The sequence below is a fragment of the Rhodanobacter sp. Root561 genome (genome assembly GCF_001427365.1).
Classification (GTDB): domain Bacteria; phylum Pseudomonadota; class Gammaproteobacteria; order Xanthomonadales; family Rhodanobacteraceae; genus Rhodanobacter.
Genome location: NZ_LMGH01000016.1, coordinates 266,115 through 282,495 on the forward strand (window position 1 = coordinate 266,115; position 16,381 = coordinate 282,495).

General features: G+C 62.5%; 12 protein-coding genes, 2 tRNA genes and 3 rRNA genes. 12 read left to right on the top strand and 5 right to left on the bottom strand.

What is annotated here, in order from left to right; genetic code table 11:
- Positions 1-106: 106 nt before the first annotated feature.
- Both ASD55_RS17590 and ASD55_RS17595 read right to left on the bottom strand, forming a co-directional pair.
- Positions 107-532, bottom strand: a complete 426-nt coding sequence (locus tag ASD55_RS17590; protein ID WP_056768305.1) for an RcnB family protein — start codon at positions 530-532, stop codon at positions 107-109.
- 157 nt (positions 533-689) lie between these two features.
- On the bottom strand, positions 690-1,967 hold the full coding sequence (locus ASD55_RS17595) for a 6-phosphofructokinase (RefSeq protein WP_056768307.1): 1,278 nt from the start codon (positions 1,965-1,967) through the stop codon (positions 690-692).
- Between the two features lie 192 nt (positions 1,968-2,159).
- Between ASD55_RS17595 and ASD55_RS17600 the strand changes: the two genes are divergently transcribed.
- From ASD55_RS17600 to ASD55_RS17625, 6 genes are all read left to right on the top strand, one after another.
- A complete protein-coding gene (locus ASD55_RS17600; protein WP_056718060.1) occupies positions 2,160-2,744 on the top strand; it encodes an adenylate kinase in 585 nt (194 codons plus the stop codon).
- 44 nt (positions 2,745-2,788) lie between these two features.
- On the top strand, positions 2,789-4,234 hold the full coding sequence (gene mpl, locus ASD55_RS17605) for a UDP-N-acetylmuramate:L-alanyl-gamma-D-glutamyl-meso-diaminopimelate ligase (RefSeq protein ID WP_056768309.1): 1,446 nt from the start codon (positions 2,789-2,791) through the stop codon (positions 4,232-4,234).
- A gap of 45 nt (positions 4,235-4,279) precedes the next feature.
- Positions 4,280-4,888, top strand: coding sequence for an LON peptidase substrate-binding domain-containing protein (locus ASD55_RS17610; protein WP_056768311.1), 609 nt, complete (start codon positions 4,280-4,282; stop codon positions 4,886-4,888).
- Positions 4,889-4,943: 55 nt separating this feature from the next.
- Complete coding sequence (locus tag ASD55_RS17615; protein ID WP_007806540.1) at positions 4,944-5,762, top strand: NAD(P)-dependent oxidoreductase; 819 nt, start codon at positions 4,944-4,946, stop codon at positions 5,760-5,762.
- 116 nt (positions 5,763-5,878) lie between these two features.
- Positions 5,879-7,105: an acetylornithine/succinyldiaminopimelate transaminase gene (locus ASD55_RS17620; RefSeq protein ID WP_056768380.1), complete on the top strand. Its 1,227-nt coding sequence runs from the start codon at positions 5,879-5,881 to the stop codon at positions 7,103-7,105.
- Positions 7,106-7,130: 25 nt separating this feature from the next.
- The gene (locus ASD55_RS17625) at positions 7,131-7,550 is read left to right on the top strand and encodes a lactoylglutathione lyase (protein ID WP_007806537.1); all 420 of its coding nucleotides are present in this window, start codon (positions 7,131-7,133) and stop codon (positions 7,548-7,550) included.
- Between the two features lies 1 nt (position 7,551).
- Here ASD55_RS17625 and hemL read toward each other — a convergent pair whose 3' ends face one another.
- Both hemL and thiE read right to left on the bottom strand, forming a co-directional pair.
- Positions 7,552-8,835 (bottom strand): glutamate-1-semialdehyde 2,1-aminomutase, encoded by a 1,284-nt coding sequence (hemL, locus tag ASD55_RS17630; RefSeq protein ID WP_056768318.1) that lies wholly within the window; start codon positions 8,833-8,835, stop codon positions 7,552-7,554.
- Positions 8,832-9,458, bottom strand: a complete 627-nt coding sequence (gene thiE / locus ASD55_RS17635) for a thiamine phosphate synthase (protein WP_056768321.1) — start codon at positions 9,456-9,458, stop codon at positions 8,832-8,834. Before thiE ends, hemL begins: the two co-directional genes overlap by 4 nt.
- 125 nt (positions 9,459-9,583) lie before the next feature.
- On the opposite strand from thiE, the gene ASD55_RS17640 reads away from it, so the two are divergent.
- Positions 9,584-9,778, top strand: coding sequence for a rubredoxin (locus tag ASD55_RS17640; RefSeq protein ID WP_040672978.1), 195 nt, complete (start codon positions 9,584-9,586; stop codon positions 9,776-9,778).
- Positions 9,779-9,995: 217 nt separating this feature from the next.
- Here the strand turns inward: ASD55_RS17640 and ASD55_RS17645 are convergent, their stop codons facing one another.
- The gene (locus tag ASD55_RS17645; protein ID WP_056768324.1) at positions 9,996-10,448 is read right to left on the bottom strand and encodes a DUF192 domain-containing protein; all 453 of its coding nucleotides are present in this window, start codon (positions 10,446-10,448) and stop codon (positions 9,996-9,998) included.
- A 576-nt stretch (positions 10,449-11,024) separates the two neighbouring features.
- Between ASD55_RS17645 and ASD55_RS17650 the strand changes: the two genes are divergently transcribed.
- The 5 genes from ASD55_RS17650 (at position 11,025) to rrf (ending at position 16,327) form a co-directional block, all read left to right on the top strand.
- Positions 11,025-12,569 (top strand): 16S ribosomal RNA (locus ASD55_RS17650).
- A 197-nt stretch (positions 12,570-12,766) separates the two neighbouring features.
- A tRNA-Ile gene (locus ASD55_RS17655) sits at positions 12,767-12,843 on the top strand.
- Positions 12,844-12,861: 18 nt separating this feature from the next.
- Positions 12,862-12,937: transfer RNA gene (locus ASD55_RS17660), tRNA-Ala, on the top strand.
- A gap of 211 nt (positions 12,938-13,148) precedes the next feature.
- Positions 13,149-16,030: ribosomal RNA gene (locus ASD55_RS17665) — 23S ribosomal RNA — on the top strand.
- A gap of 183 nt (positions 16,031-16,213) precedes the next feature.
- Positions 16,214-16,327, top strand: a 5S ribosomal RNA gene (gene rrf / locus ASD55_RS17670).
- The 16S, 23S and 5S rRNA genes sit together here with 2 tRNA genes alongside, the layout of an rRNA operon.
- Positions 16,328-16,381: the final 54 nt, after the last annotated feature.

Here is a 16,381-nt window from a genome sequence, read left to right on the forward strand (position 1 = left end):
TATAGGCAGACGTTGCGGTGCGGGCTGTTGTGCGGCGCAGCGCTGTCCGGCAAAGAAAAGGGCCATGCACGAATGCATGGCCCTGAAGGTTCAGCAGGCGGCGGACTTAGCGCAGCGCCAAGTCCAGGATGACGCCGGTGGCGATGGCGACCAGCAGGTAATCATTGTCCGCGCGCACCCAGTGGTAGCCACGTGGCGGGTGGCGCAGGTGGTAGTGGCCGTAGTCGCGCACGACATAAGTCGGGCCGTAGTAACGATGGCCGCGCTCCCAGCGATGCGGATGGCCGTAGTAGCGCGGGCCGACGTAGGCGCGATTGACGTAGCGTCGATCATCGTGGCGACGGTAGTCGCGGCGGCTGTCGTAGCGCCGATGGTCGTAGCGCCGCTCGTCATGACGCCGACTGTCGTGATGACGATCATTGCCGCGATCGTGGCCATGACGGCCATGGTCACCGGGACCGGGGGCGGCCACGGCGAAACTGCCGGCGCTGAGCAGGGCGACGGCGACAAGCAGGCGGGCGATGATTTTCATCTTCGGGTCTCCTCCCCTCGGCAATGGCCGCGACAATGCGGCGTTCGACCGGGGCAGGGTGGATCGTAGGAAGCTGCGGCTGAACGCCAGCCGATTCCGGCAGGGCGGTTTCAGGTGGCGCTCAGCATCGCGAACACGGTCACAGACTCCGCCCGACTCAGCGCTGGAACGGGGCCAGCTTGCGTGGCACCGCGGCGTTCTTCAGGCCCACGTAGCGCGGCAGGCCGTCCCTGCCGTAGGGCAAGGGCGCCTCGCCCCGGATCAGCGGCGCCAGATAGCGCCGCGCGGCGGCGGTGATGCCGAAGCCGTCGCGGCTGATGAAACCCTTCGGCATCTTCTTCTCGCGGTTGGCGATCTTCGCCAGCGGCGCCGGTTCGATCTTCCAGCGGTAAGGCGCATCGGACGTGCGCACGATCACCGGCATCACCGCGTTCATCCCGGCCAGCGCGTATTCCACGGCGGCCCGGCCCACGGCATGCGCCTGTTCGGCATCGACCTTCGACGCGGCGTGGCGCGCCGAGCGTTGCAGGTAGTCGGGCAGCGCCCAGTGGTATTTGTAACCGAGCTTTTCCTTCACTAGCGCGGCCAGCACCGGCGCCACGCCGCCCAGTTGCGCATGGCCGAACGCATCGCGCGTGCCCGCTTCGGCGAGGAACTGGCCGGCCGCGTTGCGCACGCCTTCGGAGGCGACCACGGTGCACCAGCCCACGCGCTCGACGGTGGCCTTCACCTTGGCCAGGAAGGCCGCCTCGTCGAAGGCGTTCTCGGGGAACAGGATGATGTGCGGCGGCGCATCGGCGCCCTCGCCGGCCAGGCCCGCGGCGGCAGCGATCCAGCCGGCGTGGCGGCCCATCACTTCGAGGATGAACACCTTGGTCGAGGTCTCGGCCATCGAGGCCACGTCGAGGCTGGCTTCCAGGGTGGAGATGGCGGTGTACTTCGCCACCGAGCCGAAACCGGGACAGCAATCGGTGACGGCCAGGTCGTTGTCCACCGTCTTCGGCACGCCGATGCAGCGGATGTCGTACTTCATGGCCTTGCCCAGCTGCGAGATCTTCAGCGCGGTGTCGGCCGAGTCGTTGCCGCCGTTGTAGAGGAACCAGCGAATGTCGTGCGCCCGGAACACCTCGATCAGCCGCTCGTATTCGCTGCGGTTGTCCTCCAGCGATTTCAGCTTGTAGCGGCACGAACCGAACGCGCCGCCGGGCGTGTGGCGCAGCATGGCAATCGCGCTGGCTGACTCCTTCGAGGTGTCGATCAGCTCCTCGCGCAGCGCGCCAAGGATGCCGTTGCGGGCGGCGTACACCTTCAATCCCTTGCCGCGGGCCGCTTCGATCACCCCCGCCGCAGTGGCGTTGATGACGGCGGTGACGCCGCCGGACTGGGCATACAGGATGTTTCCGGCAGGGACGGGCGAACGGCGACTCGGGCTCATGGGTTCCTCGATACGGGCGATGAAGTGTTGCGCATGGTCGGCAACAAAGGTTTTGGCGACAGATACTTGCGCGTGCCTGGGGGTTGCCGCCGTTTGACGACTTGGGGTGCAGCGGCTAATTTGGCGCACAATATCCGGGATATCGGACGGACTGTTGCAGTGTGCGGCAGTACGTCGAACTTGTGGAGCATTATGCGACTCGTCCTACTTGGTGCGCCCGGCTCGGGCAAAGGTACGCAGGCAGCCCGATTGAAGACGGCGCTGGGCGTACCGCATATCTCGACCGGCGACATGCTGCGCGCCGCGGTGGCCGCGGGTACCGCGATGGGACTCAAGGCCAAGGCGGTGATGGATGCCGGCCAGCTGGTCTCCGACGACATCCTGCTCGGCATGCTGGAAGAGCGCCTGGCCCAGCCTGACGCGAAAGCCGGTTTCATCCTCGACGGCTATCCGCGCAACCTGGCCCAGGCCGATGCACTCGACCACCTGTTGGCCAAGCTCGGCCAGCCGCTGGATGCGGTGATCAAGCTGGACGTGCCGAACGACGCGATCATCGGTCGCTGCGAAATCCGCTTCAAGGCCGAAGCCCGCGCCGACGACAATCCCGACACCGTGCGCAAGCGCCTGGGCGTGTATGCCGAGCAGACCGCGCCGGTCGCCGATTTCTACGCCAGCCGCGGCAAGCTGCAGGTGGTCGATGGCGTCGGCGAGCTCGGCGAAGTCACCGCGCGGGTCGAACAGGCCCTGCACCGCGAGCCCGCTGCCGCGAACGGCTGAGCACTTCCCGCTCCGGCGGAGCGGATTTCACGGAGTCGTTCGGCATGCGCCTGCACATCCTCGGTATCTGCGGCACCTTCATGGGTGGCGTCGCCGCGCTCGCGCGTGAGCTCGGCCACACGGTCGAAGGTTCCGACGCCAACGTGTATCCGCCGATGAGCACCCAGCTGGAAGCGCTGGGTATCGGCCTGATGAGCGGCTACGTCGCGCAGCACCTGCAGCCGGCGCCGGATCTGGTGGTGGTCGGCAATGCGATGGTCCGCGGCAATCCCGCCGTCGAGTACATGCTCGACGCGCGTTTGAACTACATCTCCGGCCCGCAGTGGCTGGGCGAGACGGTGCTGGCCCGGCGTGACGTGTTGGCGGTGGCCGGCACCCACGGCAAGACCACCACCACCAGCCTGCTGGCGCATCTGCTCGAGAGCGCGGGGCTGGCACCGGGCTTCCTGATCGGCGGAGTGCCGGGGAATTTCGGGGTGTCGGCACGGCTTGGAGGCAAGCAGGTCTGCGCGGGCCCCGAACCCTCATCCGGCGCTGCGCGCCACCTTCTCCCGAGGGGAGAAGGGAGTGTTGTGCCGCCTGCGGCGGCGCCTTTCGTGATTGAAGCGGACGAATACGACACCGCGTTCTTCGACAAGCGCTCGAAGTTCGTGCACTACCGTCCGCGCATCGCCATCCTCAACAACCTCGAATACGACCATGCGGACATCTTTCCCGACGTGGCCGCGATCCAGCGCCAGTTTCATCATCTGGTGCGCACGGTGCCCGGCAACGGCCGGCTGATCGTCAACGCGCACGACGAGCGCTTGGCCGAAGTGCTGGCGATGGGTTGCTGGACGCCGGTGGAAACCTTCGGCATCGGCCGCGGCGACTGGCAGGCCAGCCTGATCGAGGCGGATGGCTCGGCCTTTGCCGTGCATCATCGTGGCGTGCGGCTGGGCGAAATACGCTGGACCCTGCTCGGCCATCACAGCGTGATGAACGCGCTGGCGGCGCTGGCCGCGGCGGCTGCCGCCGGTGCCGATCCGCAAGCGCTGTTGTCCGCCTTCGCCAGCTTCGAGAGCGTCAAGCGCCGGATGGAACTGGTCGGCGAGGTGGACGGCGTACGCGTCTACGACGACTTCGCCCATCATCCCACCGCGATCGCCACCACCCTGGCCGGCCTGCGCGCCAGCGTGGGAACGGCGCGCATCCTGGTGGCGCTGGAGCCGCGCTCCAATTCGATGCGCCAGGGCGCGCATGCCGAGGCGCTGGCGCCGTCGCTTGCCGACGCCGACGCCGTGGTCTTTCTGCAGCGTCCGGAATTGCCCTGGGATGCGCACCGGGTGACCGACGCGCTGGACGGTCGCGGCGCCACGGTCGCGACGGTCGATGCACTGATCGCCCATCTGCGCGGGCAGACCCGACCGGGCGACCAGGTCGTGTTCATGTCCAACGGCGGCTTCGAGGCGGCACCGCGTCGCTTCGTGGAAAGCCTGCGCCAGGCCTGAGCGGCCGGCGGTGACCCTGCCCATCGCTGTCGTTACACTCCGGACATGGTTGCCCAGTCCCAGTCGCCGCTGATCGAGATGCCGCTGTTCCCGCTGCCTGCCGTGCTGTTTCCGGCCGGCAAGCTGCAATTGCGCATCTTCGAGCCGCGCTACATCGATCTGGTGCGCGAGTGCACGCGTTACGGCACCGGCTTTGGCGTCTGCCTGATCCTGCAGGGACAGGAAACCGGCGCGCCGGCGGTGCCTGCGGCGATCGGCACGATGGCGCACATCCATGACTTCAACACCGATGAAAGCGGCCTCCTCGGCATCATGGCCACCGGCGGCCGGCGCTTTCGGGTGGCGCGAAGTCGGGCAAGATCGGACGGCCTGCTGCGCGGCGAAGTGGAAATCTGGCCGGACGAACCGACCGTGGAAGTGCCGGTGGAGTTCGCTCTGTTGCAGAGCATCCTGGAGCGCCTGATCGAAACCATGGCACCTCACTGGCGCGATGCGCCACGCGGCGCCTACGAGGACGCCAGCTGGCTCGGCCTGCGCCTGGCCGAACTGCTGCCGCTGGATGTCGCCGAGCAGCAATGCATGCTGGAGCTGACCGACCCCTTGCTGCGCCTGGCCGAATTGCGCGACATCCTGCCGCGTTTCCAGAAGGCATAGTCGTCACCCGCTAGACTGCCTGCCTGCACTTTCCCTTTCGAGGATTCGACACATCATGGATACGCTGGCCGGCAAGACCTTGTTCATCAGCGGCGCGTCGCGGGGCATCGGTCTGGCGATCGCGCTGCGCGCTGCACGCGACGGCGCCAACATCGTGATCGCGGCGAAGAGCAACGTGGCCAACCCGAAACTGCCGGGCACCATCCACACCGCGGCCGCGGAGATCGAGGCGGCCGGTGGCAAGGCGCTGGCCTTGCAGGTGGACATCCGCGAGGAAGAGCAGGTGGTCGCGGCCGCCGCCCGGGCCGCCGAACATTTCGGCGGCATCGACATCGTGGTGAACAACGCCAGCGCGATCTGGCTGGCCGGCACCGCCGAGACGCCGATGAAGCGCTTCGACCTGATGCAGCAGGTGAATACCCGCGGCACCTTCCTGGTGACCCGCAGTTGCCTGCCGTACCTGAAACAGGCGGCCAATCCGCACGTGCTGATGCTGTCGCCGCCGCCGAACCTCGATCCGAAATGGTTTGCGCCGCATACCGCCTACACCATCGCCAAGTACGGCATGAGCCTGTGCGTGCTGGGCATGAGTCCGGAGTTCGCCCCGATGGGCATTGCGGTGAACGCGCTGTGGCCGCGCACGGTGATCGCCACCGCGGCGATCGGCATGATCGATGGCGTGAAGGTCGAGCATTGCCGCAAGCCCGAGATCGTCGCCGATGCCGCCCACGCCATGCTGACCCGGCGCTCGACCGAATACACCGGCCATTTCGCGATCGACGAGGATGTCCTGCGCGAGGCCGGGATCAGCGATCTGTCCGGTTACGCCGTGCAGCCCGGGGCGCCCCTGCTGCCGGACCTGTTCCTGGACTGAACCCGTGGCGCGCTGCGTCGGCTGCCCCGCCGCGGCGCCGATCGCGGCCAGGCTCCACGATGGCACGTCGCGTTTTTCACCCGGTTCGCACCGACATCAACTTTTTCGAGAACGACATGCACGAACAAGCCACCGACCTGATCGAACTGGGCAAGCGTTACTGGCTGCCGGTCTACAAGCCGCGCGAACTGGTGCTCGATCACGGCAAGGGGGCGCGGGTGTGGGATACGGAGGGCCGCGACTACGTGGACTTCGGCGCCGGCATCGCGGTGAATGCGCTCGGTCATCAGGACCCTGACCTGCTGGCCGCGTTGACCGCGCAGGCGCACAAGCTGTGGCACAGCAGCAACGTGTTTTACACCGAACCGCCGCTGCGCCTGGCCGCGGAACTGGTGGAAGCCTCCGGCTTCGCCGAGCGGGTGTTCCTGTGCAATTCGGGTGCGGAAGCGAACGAGGCGGCGATCAAGCTGGTGCGCAAGTGGGCCGCAGCGAACGGGCGCGCGCCGGAGCGGCGGAACATCCTCACGTTCTTCGGCTCGTTCCACGGACGCACGCTGGCTACCGTCACCGCCACCGCGCAACCGAAATACCAGGAGGGCTACGAACCCCTGCCGGCGGGCTTCGTGCACGCCGCGTTCAACGACGTCGATGCGCTGGAGGCAGCCTTCGCCGACCACCACATCGCGGCGGTGATGCTGGAGCCGATCCAGGGCGAAGGTGGCGTGCTGCCTGCGGCGCCCGGCTTCCTGCAGCGCGTCCGCGAGCTGTGCGATGCGCACGACGCCTTGCTGGTGCTGGACGAGATCCAGTGCGGCATGGGCCGCACCGGCTCACTCTTCGCCCATTCCCATGACGGCGTCACGCCAGACATCGTGACCCTGGCCAAGGCGCTGGGCAGCGGATTTCCGATCGGCGCGATGCTGGCCGGCCCGAGGGTGGCCGAGGTGATGCAGTACGGCGCGCACGGCACCACCTTCGGCGGCAACCCGATGGCGGCGGCGGTCGCCCGCGTCGCGCTGGCCAAGCTGGGTTCGCCCGCGGTGCTGGCCAATGTGGAGCGGCAGGCGAACGACCTGCGCGCCGGCCTCGCCCGGATCAATCACGAGTTGAACCTGTTCGACGAAGTGCGCGGACGCGGCCTGATGATCGGTGCAGTGCTGGCCGAGGCGCATCGGGGCAAGGCGGCGGCGATCCTCGATCATGCCGCGGCGCATGGCCTGCTGCTGTTGCAGGCCGGGGCCGACGTGCTGCGCTTCGTGCCACCGCTGACGATTGCCGACGAGGAACTGGCCGATGGCCTGGCCCGTCTGCACGCGGCCTTGAGCGATTTCGCGGCAAGCTGAAACACCTGAACATCCGGAGCCGGCAATGAAATATCTGCACAGCATGGTGCGCGTGCGCGACCTCGATGCGTCGCTGCGTTTCTACTGCGAGGGGCTGGGGCTGCGCGAAGTGCGCCGCAAGGAAGTGCCCGAGGGCAAGTTCACCCTGGTGTTCCTGTCCGCGGCGGAGAGCCCGGAGGCCGAGATCGAGCTGACCCACAACTGGGGTTCGCAGGAAGACTACGGTTCGGCGCGCAACTTCGGCCATCTCGCGTTTCGCGTCGATGACATCTACGCCACCTGCCAGCGCCTGCAGGACATGGGCTACACCATCCATCGCCCGCCGCGCGACGGCCACATGGCCTTCGTGCGTTCGCCCGACCTGATCTCGGTCGAGCTGCTGCAGGAAGGCCAGTTGCCGCCGCGTGAGCCGTGGGCGTCGATGCCGAATACCGGCAGCTGGTGAATCAGCCCTTCGCCTCGCGCAGGGCGCCGCGGGCGGCTTCCAGCGTGTCGGCGATGTCCTGGTCGCTGTGCGCGCTGGACATGAAGCCGGCCTCGAACGCGGAAGGGGCGAGGTACACGCCACGCTTCAGCATGCCGTGGAAGAAGCGGTTGAACAGGGCGCTGTCCGCTGCGGTGGCCTGCTCGTAAGTCGTCACTTTCTCCGCGGTGAAGAACAGGCCGAACATGCCGCCGACGCGATTGGTGCTGAAGGCCACGCCTTCGCCATCGGCGACCGACTGGAAGCCGTCGGTCAGCAGGCGCGTGCGTGCGGCCAGCCTGTCATGGAAGCCGGGCGCCTGGATCAGCTCCAGCATGGCCAGACCCGCAGCCATCGCCACGGGATTTCCGCTCAGCGTTCCAGCCTGGTAGATCGGCCCGGCCGGTGCGATCTGCTCCATCAGTTCGCGCTTGCCGCCATAGGCGCCCACCGGCATGCCGCCGCCGATGATCTTGCCGAAGGTGGTCAGGTCGGGCGTCACGCCGTAATGCGCCTGCGCGCCGCCGAGCGCCACGCGGAAACCGGTCATCACCTCGTCGAAGATCAGCAGCGCACCGGATTGCGTGCACAGCTCGCGCAGACCCTGCAGGTAGCCGTCGAGCGGGGCGATGCAGTTCATGTTGCCTGCGACGGGCTCGATGATCAGGCCCGCGATCTCGTGTCCCTGCTCGGCGAACAGCGCCCTGGCCGCATCCAGATCGTTGTAGGGGAGGGTCAGCGTGAGGTCGGCATTGGCCTTGGGCACGCCCGGCGAGGTCGGCACGCCGAAGGTCAGCGCACCGGAACCGGCCTTGACCAGGAAACTGTCGCCATGGCCGTGGTAGCAGCCTTCGAACTTCACGATCTTGCTGCGGCCGGTGGCGCCGCGGGCGAGGCGGATCGCCGACATGGTCGCCTCGGTGCCGGAGTTGACCATGCGCACCATGTCGATGGAAGGGATCAGGCGCGTGATCGTTTCGGCCATCACGACTTCGGCCGGGCATGGCGTGCCGAACGACAGGCCGTGCCGGATCGCCCGTTCCACCGACTCGCGCACCGCCGGATGGTTGTGGCCGACGATCATCGGGCCCCAGGAACCCACGTAGTCGATGTAGCGATGGCCCTCGACATCCCACAGGTACGCGCCATCCGCACGCTCCGTGAAGAACGGCTCGCCGCCCACGGATTTGAATGCGCGCACGGGCGAGTTCACGCCGCCGGGCATCAATTGCCGGGCGCGCTGGAAGAGTTCGTGGTTGGTCGTCATGCGGATTCCCGATCGGAGGAGTACAGGTCGTCGAAGCGTCGTGCGGCGGCGCGAACGTCGGTGGCGGCAAGCACCGACGCCACGGCGGCCAGGTAGTCCGCACCCGCTTCAACCAGTGGCCGCCCATTGTCCGGCGTGATGCCACCGATCGCCACCCGCGCTATGCCCAGCGCGGCGCTTTGCCTCAGCAGGTCGATTGGCGCCAGTGACGCCGACGGCTTGGTCGACGACGGAAAGAACGCACCGAACGAGACGTAGCTTGCGCCGGCGCGGGCCGCTGCTTCCGCCCGCGGCAGCGAGTCGTAGCAGGAGACACCGATGATCGCCTGCGGCCCCAGGGCCTCGCGTACCGTCGCCGGATCGTCGTCGTCGCGACCGAGGTGCACGCCGTCTGCACCGACTTCCATGGCCAGGGCGATGTCGTGGTCGATGATCAGCGGAACATGGTGCGCCCGACAAAGCGCCGCAAGCGCGCTGGCCTCGGCATGGCGACGTTGCGCATCACGGCCGAGATCCCGGTATTGCAGCATCCGGGCGCCACCTTCCAGCGCCAGCGCGGTGGCTTCGAGCAAGTCTGCCCGTGGCCCGTTCGTGATGGCATACAGTCCGCGCCGGGTCGGCATTCCGCGTGTATTCAAGTGGTGACCTCATGTCGGCAAGTCAGGTGGGTGCGTCCGACCCGCGCTTTCGTATTCGCGGTCGAGTTGCGAGAATGGGCAATTATCCTGCGATTCGAAGAAATCCGATCATGAGCCAGAGTTCCAGCGAGACCGCCGTCCGCAAATGGATGTGTGTTGTGTGTGGTTACATTTACGACGAAGCCATCGGCGTGCCCGATGAGGGCATTCCTGCCGGCACCCGTTGGGAAGACGTGCCCGATACCTGGACGTGTCCGGATTGCGGCACCACCAAGGACGACTTCGAGATGATCGAGCTCGACTGAGCGCCGATTCCCGCCAGCAAACGGCCCGATTCCGTCAGCGCACTGGCCGGGCCGCCTGCTCTGATGTTCCTGCGCCCGGTCCGCGGCGCGCCATGCGGGAACATCTCATGCAGCAGTTCATTCCCTTTGAAGACGACTGGGACGCACTGGAGAACCTGCGTCCCGAAGATCTGGTTCCCTATCGCATCGGCATGCTCGACACGCCCCGTGCTGCGGTTCAGCGCACCGCACCGAGCTCGCCGTCGATCTTCAGCACGTCGCCCGCCTTGAAGCCCATTCGCTGCGAGGTGCCTGCCGGCAGTTCCAGCACATAGATTGCCGGCGCGGCGCTCGGATAGATCGGGCAGGGATCGGCCTTGCAGGGTGGTACATCCTGCTGCACCGAAACCAGCCGCTTTTGCTCGTCGAAGTACAGGATGTCCAGCGGAATGAGCGTGTTCTTCATCCAGAAGGCCTGCGGGCCGATCGCTGGAAACGCAAACAGCATGCCGTGATCGGCCGCCAGCGTGGTGCGCATCATCAGGCCACGCTGGCGACTGGCATCGTCCGTGGCCAGTTCAACCGAGAACCGATGGCCGTCCAGTTCAACCGTGGCCGCGGCTTCATGTGTCCTCGCGATGCAGGAGCAGGCAGCCAGCAGGAACGGGATCGTGGTCAGCCATCGTTTCATCACGTACTCATCCGGTGTGGAAGGTTGCAGGCCAGTGTAGTGCGGCATGGAAAGCCCGCCATGAGGAAATGAAGTAGCGAAAAAGTTGCGCGACCCCCTTCCAAGATCGGTTGCCGGGCGCTATGATTCTCGCCCCTTCGACGAGACGTCCTGCTGCGAAGGTTCCTGCTTCAAACAATCTCGAAAAAAGCTTTCACGAGGGTGTTGACGGAGAGGAAAAGCGATGTAGAATGGGCGGCTCACCTAGGACGAAACGTCTTGGGGCGCAAACCGGAAACNCTCGAAAAAAGCTTTCACGAGGGTGTTGACGGAGAGGAAAAGCGATGTAGAATGGGCGGCTCACCTAGGACGAAACGTCTTGGGGCGCAAACCGGAAACGGGATGCAAGCGAACGATCTTTGACAGTGTGCGCAGGTGAATTGTGTGGACGTCTTGTGTTGAATGGGTCACGACCTGTCCAAGCAATGCAAGCGTCCCACCAAGTAAAAAGTCAGTAATGAGTTTTGATTGGTTGGGAACAACGCTTCAGAAAGATAGATCATCCATCGCTGCAAGGTGATGACATGGTCGAAAACTTAAGTGAAGAGTTTGATCCTGGCTCAGATTGAACGCTGGCGGCATGCCTAACACATGCAAGTCGAACGGCAGCACAGCAGAGCTTGCTCTGTGGGTGGCGAGTGGCGGACGGGTGAGTAATGCATCGGGACCTACCCAGACGTGGGGGATAACGTAGGGAAACTTACGCTAATACCGCATACGTCCTACGGGAGAAAGCAGGGGACCTTCGGGCCTTGCGCGGTTGGACGGACCGATGTGCGATTAGCTAGTTGGTAGGGTAATGGCCTACCAAGGCGACGATCGCTAGCTGGTCTGAGAGGATGATCAGCCACACTGGGACTGAGACACGGCCCAGACTCCTACGGGAGGCAGCAGTGGGGAATATTGGACAATGGGCGCAAGCCTGATCCAGCAATGCCGCGTGTGTGAAGAAGGCCCTCGGGTTGTAAAGCACTTTTATCAGGAACGAAATACCACGGGTTAATACCCTATGGGGCTGACGGTACCTGAGGAATAAGCACCGGCTAACTTCGTGCCAGCAGCCGCGGTAATACGAAGGGTGCAAGCGTTAATCGGAATTACTGGGCGTAAAGGGTGCGTAGGCGGTTCGTTAAGTCTGTCGTGAAATCCCCGGGCTCAACCTGGGAATGGCGATGGATACTGGCGAGCTAGAGTGTGTCAGAGGATGGTGGAATTCCCGGTGTAGCGGTGAAATGCGTAGAGATCGGGAGGAACATCAGTGGCGAAGGCGGCCATCTGGGACAACACTGACGCTGAAGCACGAAAGCGTGGGGAGCAAACAGGATTAGATACCCTGGTAGTCCACGCCCTAAACGATGCGAACTGGATGTTGGTCTCAACTCGGAGATCAGTGTCGAAGCTAACGCGTTAAGTTCGCCGCCTGGGGAGTACGGTCGCAAGACTGAAACTCAAAGGAATTGACGGGGGCCCGCACAAGCGGTGGAGTATGTGGTTTAATTCGATGCAACGCGAAGAACCTTACCTGGCCTTGACATGTCCGGAATCCTTGAGAGATCGAGGAGTGCCTTCGGGAATCGGAACACAGGTGCTGCATGGCTGTCGTCAGCTCGTGTCGTGAGATGTTGGGTTAAGTCCCGCAACGAGCGCAACCCTTGTCCTTAGTTGCCAGCGAGTAATGTCGGGAACTCTAAGGAGACTGCCGGTGACAAACCGGAGGAAGGTGGGGATGACGTCAAGTCATCATGGCCCTTACGGCCAGGGCTACACACGTACTACAATGGTCGGTACAGAGGGTTGCAATACCGCGAGGTGGAGCCAATCCCAGAAAGCCGATCCCAGTCCGGATCGGAGTCTGCAACTCGACTCCGTGAAGTCGGAATCGCTAGTAATCGCGGATCAGCTATGCCGCGGTGAATACGTTCCCGGGCCTTGTACACACCGCCCGTCACACCATGGGAGTGGGTTGCTCCAGAAGGCGTTAGTCTAACCGCAAGGAGGACGACGCCCACGGAGTGGTCCATGACTGGGGTGAAGTCGTAACAAGGTAGCCGTATCGGAAGGTGCGGCTGGATCACCTCCTTTCAAGTAATAGACGGCGTGAGTCTTCACGCAAGACGTCCACACAAGACACCTGTACTTCACGCGACATCCTGTCGCGAAGAGCGTAGATCAAGACCGTCCATCCATGGACGGACTCTTCATCAACAGCGGCTTCGAATCTGGGCCCAGGCGGTTTGTCCAGGTAGTTTGGCTCGCGGGTTCTGGGGTTCATCCTTCATGGGTCTGTAGCTCAGGTGGTTAGAGCGCACCCCTGATAAGGGTGAGGCCGGTGGTTCGAGTCCACCCAGACCCACCATTATGCCAAGGTTTCCTTGGGGCCTTAGCTCAGCTGGGAGAGCACCTGCTTTGCAAGCAGGGGGTCGTCGGTTCGATCCCGACAGGCTCCACCAAGGTTCGATCTGACGCGTGAAGTATCAGCACACACAAGATTTGTTGAAATCATCCGGCATTGAGGCCGGCGTGATGTTCTTTGAAAACAAGTAAACGAGTGACAAGCGTCTTGGTTCGAAACCGAACCGAGGCAAGTGTTAAGGCACGAAAACGAAGTAACTTGGCTGCACCTGATGAGGGTGCATGCCCCGAGGCGACTTGGGGTTATATGGTCAAGCGACTAAGCGTATACGGTGGATGCCTTGGCAGTCAGAGGCGATGAAGGACGTGGCAGCCTGCGAAAAGTGTCGGGGAGCTGGCAACAAGCTTTGATCCGGCAATGTCCGAATGGGGAAACCCACTCCGCAAGGAGTACTGCATGGTGAATACATAGCCATGCAGGGCGAACCCGGGGAACTGAAATATCTAAGTACCCGGAGGAAAAGAAATCAACCGAGATTCCCTGAGTAGCGACGAGCGAACGGGGACTAGCCCAAAAGCACATTATGTTTTAGTCAAACGGGATGGAAAGCCCGGCCATAGATGGTGATAGCCCAGTCGACGAAAAGGCATTTTGTGTGAAATTGAGTAAGGCGGGGCACGTGAAACCTTGTCTGAACATGGGGGGACCATCCTCCAAGGCTAAATACTACTGACTGACCGATAGCGAACTAGTACCGTGAGGGAAAGGCGAAAAGAACCCCGGAGAGGGGAGTGAAATAGACCCTGAAACCGTATACGTACAAGCAGTGGAAGCCCGCAAGGGTGACTGCGTACCTTTTGTATAATGGGTCAGCGACTTACTGTCTGTGGCAAGCTTAACCGTATAGGGGAGGCGAAGAGAAATCGAGTCTGAATAGGGCGCATAGTCTCAGGCAGTAGACCCGAAACCGAGTGATCTATCCTTGGCCAGGTTGAAGGTGCGGTAACACGCACTGGAGGACCGAACCCACATCTGTTGCAATAGATGGGGATGAGCTGAGGATAGGAGTGAAAGGCTAAACAAACTCGGAGATAGCTGGTTCTCCTCGAAAGCTATTTAGGTAGCGCCTCGGACGAATCTTCCTGGGGGTAGAGCACTGTTATGGCTAGGGGGTCATCGCGACTTACCAAACCATGGCAAACTCCGAATACCAGGACAGACTATCCGGGAGACACACGGCGGGTGCTAACGTCCGTCGTGAAAAGGGAAACAACCCAGACCCGCAGCTAAGGTCCCAAAGTCATGGCTAAGTGGAAAACGATGTGGAAAGGCATAGACAGCCAGGAGGTTGGCTTAGAAGCAGCCATCCTTTAAAGAAAGCGTAATAGCTCACTGGTCGAGTCGGTCTGCGCGGAAGATTTAACGGGGCTAAGCCATGCACCGAAGCTCGGGGTGTGCACATTTATGTGTACGCGGTAGAGGAGCGTTCCGTAAGCCTGTGAAGGTGTGTTGTAAAGCATGCTGGAGGTATCGGAAGTGCGAATGCTGACATGAGTAACGATAATGGGGGTGAAAAGCCCCCACGCCGAAAGCCCAAGGTTTCCTCGCGCAACGTTCATCGGCGCAGGGTGAGTCGGCCCCTAAGGCGAGGCAGAAATGCGTAGTCGATGGGAAGCAGGTTAATATTCCTGCACTTTTCTTAAGTGCGATGTGGGGACGGAGAAGGTTAGGTCTACCGGGCGTTGGTTGTCCCGGGGAAAGGCGGTAGGCATGGGTCTTAGGCAAATCCGGGACCCTTTATGCCGAGCACCGAGACGAGCCCTATTGGGCGAAGTGACTGATACCACGCTTCCAGGAAAAGCCACTAAGCTTCAGCTTAAGAAAAACCGTACCGTAAACCGACACTGGTAGGCAGGGTGAGAATCCCAAGGCGCTTGAGAGAACTCGGGTGAAGGAACTAGGCAAAATGGCACCGTAACTTCGGGAGAAGGTGCGCCCTTCGACGTGGTCACATGCGTGACTGAGCGTTGAAGGGTCGCAGTAACCTGGCCGCTGCGACTGTTTATCAAAAACACAGCACTCTGCAAACACGAAAGTGGACGTATAGGGTGTGACGCCTGCCCGGTGCTGGAAGGTTAATTGATGGGGTCAGCCGCAAGGCGAAGCTCTTGATCGAAGCCCCAGTAAACGGCGGCCGTAACTATAACGGTCCTAAGGTAGCGAAATTCCTTGTCGGGTAAGTTCCGACCTGCACGAATGGCGTAACGACAGCGGCGCTGTCTCCACCCGAGACTCAGTGAAATTGAATTCGCTGTGAAGATGCAGCGTTCCCGCGGCAAGACGGAAAGACCCCGTGAACCTTTACTATAGCTTTACACTGAACGTTGAGTTCTTCTGTGTAGGATAGGTGGGAGGCTTTGAAGTGCAGACGCCAGTTTGCATGGAGCCATCCTTGAAATACCACCCTGAAGTGCTTGACGTTCTAACCTCGGCCCGTAATCCGGGTCAGGGACCGTGTATGGTGGGTAGTTTGACTGGGGCGGTCTCCTCCCAAAGAGTAACGGAGGAGCACGAAGGTACGCTCAGCGCGGTCGGACATCGCGCACTGTGTGCAATGGCATAAGCGTGCTTGACTGCGAGATCGACGGATCAAGCAGGTACGAAAGTAGGTCATAGTGATCCGGTGGTTCTGTATGGAAGGGCCATCGCTCAACGGATAAAAGGTACTCCGGGGATAACAGGCTGATACCGCCCAAGAGTTCATATCGACGGCGGTGTTTGGCACCTCGATGTCGGCTCATCACATCCTGGGGCTGTAGCCGGTCCCAAGGGTATGGCTGTTCGCCATTTAAAGTGGTACGCGAGCTGGGTTCAGAACGTCGTGAGACAGTTCGGTCCCTATCTGTCGTGGGCGTTGGAGATTTGAGGGGGGCTGCTCCTAGTACGAGAGGACCGGAGTGGACGTTCCGCTGGTGTTCGGGTTGTCATGCCCATGGCATTGCCCGGTAGCTACGAACGGAAGTGATAACCGCTGAAAGCATCTAAGCGGGAAGCACGCCCCAAGATGAGATCTCCCGAGAGCTTGACTCTCCTTAAGGCACCATCAAGACTAGGTGGTTGATAGGTCAGGTGTGGAAGTGCAGCAATGCATTGAGCTAACTGATACTAATGAGCCGTGAGGCTTGACCATATAACCCCAAGACGCTTCGTTCGTTCCCCGAAGCTTGTCTGATTCGAATTTCACCTCGACGCTTGTCACTCGTTTACGATTTATAACGTGAGTTTCCACTCACGGAAATGTCTGGTCAGCTGTATTGACCGGGCCTTTCAAGAAGATGTGGAGCCGGCGCAACAGCGCTGCTCCCACCCCTTCCCTGGCGGCCATAGCGGCGTGGTCCCACCTGATCCCATCCCGAACTCAGAAGTGAAACGCGCATGCGCCGATGGTAGTGTGGCTTTGCCATGCAAGAGTAGGTCACCGCCAGGGGCTTTATCCTGAAACACCCTCACCGGAAACGGTGGGGGTTTTTCTTTGGTGCTG

Excerpts from the sequence above, each read along its gene's own strand:
- ASD55_RS17590 (WP_056768305.1), bottom strand. The coding sequence starts at position 532 with ATGAAAATCATCGCCCGCCTGCTTGTCGCCGTCGCCCTGCTCAGCGCC.
- ASD55_RS17595 (WP_056768307.1), bottom strand. The coding sequence starts at position 1,967 with ATGAGCCCGAGTCGCCGTTCGCCCGTCCCTGCCGGAAACATCCTGTAT.
- ASD55_RS17600 (WP_056718060.1), top strand. The coding sequence starts at position 2,160 with ATGCGACTCGTCCTACTTGGTGCGCCCGGCTCGGGCAAAGGTACGCAG.
- mpl (WP_056768309.1), top strand. The coding sequence starts at position 2,789 with ATGCGCCTGCACATCCTCGGTATCTGCGGCACCTTCATGGGTGGCGTC.
- ASD55_RS17610 (WP_056768311.1), top strand. The coding sequence starts at position 4,280 with ATGGTTGCCCAGTCCCAGTCGCCGCTGATCGAGATGCCGCTGTTCCCG.
- ASD55_RS17615 (WP_007806540.1), top strand. The coding sequence starts at position 4,944 with ATGGATACGCTGGCCGGCAAGACCTTGTTCATCAGCGGCGCGTCGCGG.
- ASD55_RS17620 (WP_056768380.1), top strand. The coding sequence starts at position 5,879 with ATGCACGAACAAGCCACCGACCTGATCGAACTGGGCAAGCGTTACTGG.
- ASD55_RS17625 (WP_007806537.1), top strand. The coding sequence starts at position 7,131 with ATGAAATATCTGCACAGCATGGTGCGCGTGCGCGACCTCGATGCGTCG.
- hemL (WP_056768318.1), bottom strand. The coding sequence starts at position 8,835 with ATGACGACCAACCACGAACTCTTCCAGCGCGCCCGGCAATTGATGCCC.
- thiE (WP_056768321.1), bottom strand. The coding sequence starts at position 9,458 with ATGCCGACCCGGCGCGGACTGTATGCCATCACGAACGGGCCACGGGCA.
- ASD55_RS17640 (WP_040672978.1), top strand. The coding sequence starts at position 9,584 with ATGAGCCAGAGTTCCAGCGAGACCGCCGTCCGCAAATGGATGTGTGTT.
- ASD55_RS17645 (WP_056768324.1), bottom strand. The coding sequence starts at position 10,448 with ATGAAACGATGGCTGACCACGATCCCGTTCCTGCTGGCTGCCTGCTCC.